This window comes from Nitrospirota bacterium, assembly GCA_016214385.1.
Lineage (GTDB): Bacteria > Nitrospirota > Thermodesulfovibrionia > UBA6902 > JACROP01 > JACROP01.
The window spans coordinates 1-3,326 of record JACROP010000113.1 but is presented as its reverse complement, the minus strand read 5'-3'; the positions used below and the strand labels follow the sequence as shown (position 1 = coordinate 3,326).

The following is a 3,326-nucleotide window of genomic DNA, read 5'->3' as shown; positions in this document are numbered from 1 at the left end:
TCTGGCGGGCTATCTGAAAAATCCATTGAGAGCTTGCCATTATACATGGAAAGGACACGTCTTACATACTGGCGTGTCTCCTGAATTGGAGGGACAGCGCCAAATTTATCCACGGCTTTGGCCCTGCATTGTACGCAGCAAGGGCAAGGGTAAGGTCGCCATTAAACCTTTGAAGCAGGTATTTGAGATACCTGACTCCTCCATCAACATTCTCCTCTGGATTAAAGGGATTACTGACATCCATAACGGCTGCAGTAGCTGGCATAAGCTGCATAAGGCCCTGAGCGCCTTTCCTTGATACAGCATATGGATTCCCGTTCGACTCTGCCTTGATAACTGCTTTAATCAGGGATGGGTCCATGTCGTATTTCTGAGACTTGCTATGGACTATGTGATGGTAATCTATATCTGTTGAATGGCTCTGCCTCTTAGCTACTCTGACAACTTTTTTCCGGCTTTCTGACATTACTTTTTTATAATCTTAGCTACTCTGACAACTTTTTTCCGGCTTTCTGACATTACTTTTTTATAATTCTTGCCAGGAGGGGTGTTTGTAAAATGTACTACTCCATCTTCATCGACATACTTATAAATGTCCGCATAAGAATATGCCCCTGGGATAAAAATAAGCAATAATATTAAAATAAAAGTTCCTCCACCCATCAAAGCCAAATATACCATTAGTTTTCCCCACTGTCAACGATTTCGCTCTTTGCAAGCGACCTGCCAACCTGTAAGCCCTTGATTTTAAAGGAGTGGATTTTATCTGATGTAAACTTTTCCAACAGACGACTTTACAATAGAAAGGGAGGCTGTTGCAGGCTCGACGTCTTTGCAATAACTCGTATTTGCGTATATAATTTTGGAAATATGGAAGAGACCAGATATTGCCTCTGCTGTGGGGAACAGGTTAGATTCAACCGCATAGAGCAGAATGAACGCATCCATCTGACATGCATATACTGCGGCTTTCTTTTAGCCTTTGAAGACGAGCCCCTCACCATCGAAAGGCCACCTCAGAAAACCAGCCCCGATGTTTCGGGGTGTATCCTTGTAGCCGACGATTCAAAATTTACAAGAAAGATAATCCACGACTTGCTGATTGAAAAACAATTTGCCTCTGAAGTGATGACCTTTGAAAACGGCCTTGAGCTTACCTCGGCTTTTGCAAAATTAATATCTGAAAAGAAACCCATCGAAATAATCGTTATAGACCTCAATATGCCTGTGATGGATGGCATCACTTCCGCAAAAACTTTAAGGGCCATTGAAGCCCAGCATACCCTCCAGAACATTCCTATAGCATTCTTTTCAGCAGTCAAAGCAGATAATAACCTGAGAAGGCAGATGGATGAACTGGCTCCTGCAAGTTATGTAAACAAAGGCACAGACCCTGACCCTGATAAACTCGCAGAGCGGGTAGAGCATCTCATATCGTATCTCCTGCAGGAGAAAAGAAAAAAACAAGGTGGCTTATAAAAAGCTTAATAAAAAACACATTGTAAGCTGGTGTCTGTTTGACTTTGCCAATTCGAGTTATTCGGCAATCATTGCCTCTGTAATTTTCCCGGTCTATTATGCCAACACTGTAGTCGGTAACACAGAAGGTATCGGGGATTTGTGGTGGGGCAGAGCAATATCCCTGAGCATGGCAATAATAGCCCTCACCTCTCCTTTCCTTGGAGGCATTGCAGATTACGCCGGGGTAAAAAAGAGACTTCTCCTCCTTTACACAGTTATGAGCATATTTGCAATAGCGAGTCTTTCTACACTCAGAGAAGGGATGATTATGGCGGGCTTTTCTATGATTGTGATTGCAAACATTGGCATGGAGGGAGGTCTTGTCTTTTACAATGCCTTTCTTCCACAAATAACGCCAAAAGAATATCAGGGGAGGCTCTCGGCATGGGGCTTTGGAACAGGATATGCAGGCTCAATCATCTCACTTCTCATAGCCATGCCTCTTGTAAACGCAGGCAGCTATGAACTCACATGGCTCATGGTGGCTGCCTTTTTCGCCCTGTTTTCAATACCTGCCTTTGTCTTTCTCCCATCAGACCGTCCGCCTCAGGCGGAAGGGCTTTCTTTAATTAAGGCTGGCGCGGCAGGAATTAAATATACACTGGCAACATTAAGAGAGCTATGGAATAAGAAGGAGCCGAGGAAGTTCCTGCTTGCCTATTTGATATACGAGGATGGTATCAATACAGTAATAGTCTTCTCAAGTCTTTTTGCGGCAACAACGCTCGGTTTCAAACCGCAGGAATTGATAGCCCTGTACATTGTCGTGCAGGTTACTGCCCTTATTGGCGCCTTTATCATGGCAAAACCAATAGATGTATGGGGGCCAAAGAAAGTTGTTATAACCTCTCTCTTCATGTGGAGTGCTGTAACTACTTTAGCCTTTTTTGTCCAGAGCAAAGCCCAGTTCTGGGCCATAGCCTCTTTTGCAGGCCTTGGCCTCGGCACTGTGCAAGCAGCAACAAGGGCATTTTATACCCAGTTTATCCCCGCAAAAAAGGAAAGCGAATATTTTGGCGTATATTCTTTAGCTGGAAAGTCATCGGCTATAATAGGGCCATTAATTTTTGGCGAGGTCTCTTCTGCATTTGGAAACCAGCGGCCAGCAATCCTCTCTGTGGCAGCTTTCTTTATTTTAGGCATGATCATACTATACTTTGTAAGAGGTGGCGGGCCTAATGCCGCTAAAACCGAATAATTGCAATTTAACCACATATACTATACCTCAAGCATTTGAAAAGGCTGCACTGTCCTGCCCGGAAAAGATTGCCCTTCAGGGAAAGGTTAATGAGACTTATGTAAGCTACACTTACAGGGAAATCCTCGGCAGGGCTAAAACTCTCGCATTGTTTCTTATTGCCGAAGGTATAGAAAAAGGTGACAGGGTTGCTATTTATTCGAAGAGCTATCCTGAATGGGGAATATCTTATCTCGGACTCATCTTAGCAGGTGCTGTTGCAGTCCCTGTTGATTCACAGCTTGAGGCAGAAGACGTAAGAAATATACTGATTCACTCCCGGAGCAGGGTCATTTTTATATCCAGAGAAAACCTCGATAAAACATTATCTGCCACCGCAGGTCTTCAGTTAAAGGTCATAAATCTTGATAGTGAGGAGTTTTATGATATATGTAAATCAAAGGGCGAAAAGTCTGAAGTCTTCGCAGAGAGTCGCTTCGACCTGCCAGAAATTCATGAAACTGATGTTGCCTCAATAGTCTATACATCAGGGACAACAGGCATACCAAAAGGTGTGGCGCTCACCCATAAAAACTTTTGCTTTGACGCCTTTAGCATTATAGAGGCA

Annotated in this window: 4 protein-coding genes and 1 pseudogene; 3 read left to right on the top strand and 2 right to left on the bottom strand. The window is 43.7% G+C overall.

Features of this window, described 5'->3' with window-relative positions:
• A pseudogene (locus tag HZC12_07260) lies at positions 1-466 on the bottom strand (lytic transglycosylase domain-containing protein).
• Positions 466-681, bottom strand: coding sequence for a DUF4124 domain-containing protein (locus HZC12_07255; protein ID MBI5026511.1), 216 nt, complete (start codon positions 679-681; stop codon positions 466-468). Before HZC12_07255 ends, HZC12_07260 begins: the two are co-directional and overlap by 1 nt.
• A gap of 189 nt (positions 682-870) precedes the next feature.
• On the opposite strand from HZC12_07255, the gene HZC12_07250 reads away from it, so the two are divergent.
• The 3 genes from HZC12_07250 to HZC12_07240 form a co-directional block, all read left to right on the top strand.
• Positions 871-1,479: a response regulator gene (locus tag HZC12_07250; protein ID MBI5026510.1), complete on the top strand. Its 609-nt coding sequence runs from the start codon at positions 871-873 to the stop codon at positions 1,477-1,479.
• Entirely contained in the window at positions 1,469-2,719 is a 1,251-nt protein-coding gene (locus tag HZC12_07245; GenBank protein MBI5026509.1) for an MFS transporter, read from the top strand. Before HZC12_07250 ends, HZC12_07245 begins: the two co-directional genes overlap by 11 nt.
• On the top strand, positions 2,700-3,326 hold a 627-nt coding region (locus HZC12_07240), incomplete at its 3' end, for an AMP-binding protein (GenBank protein ID MBI5026508.1). The genes HZC12_07245 and HZC12_07240, both read left to right, overlap by 20 nt.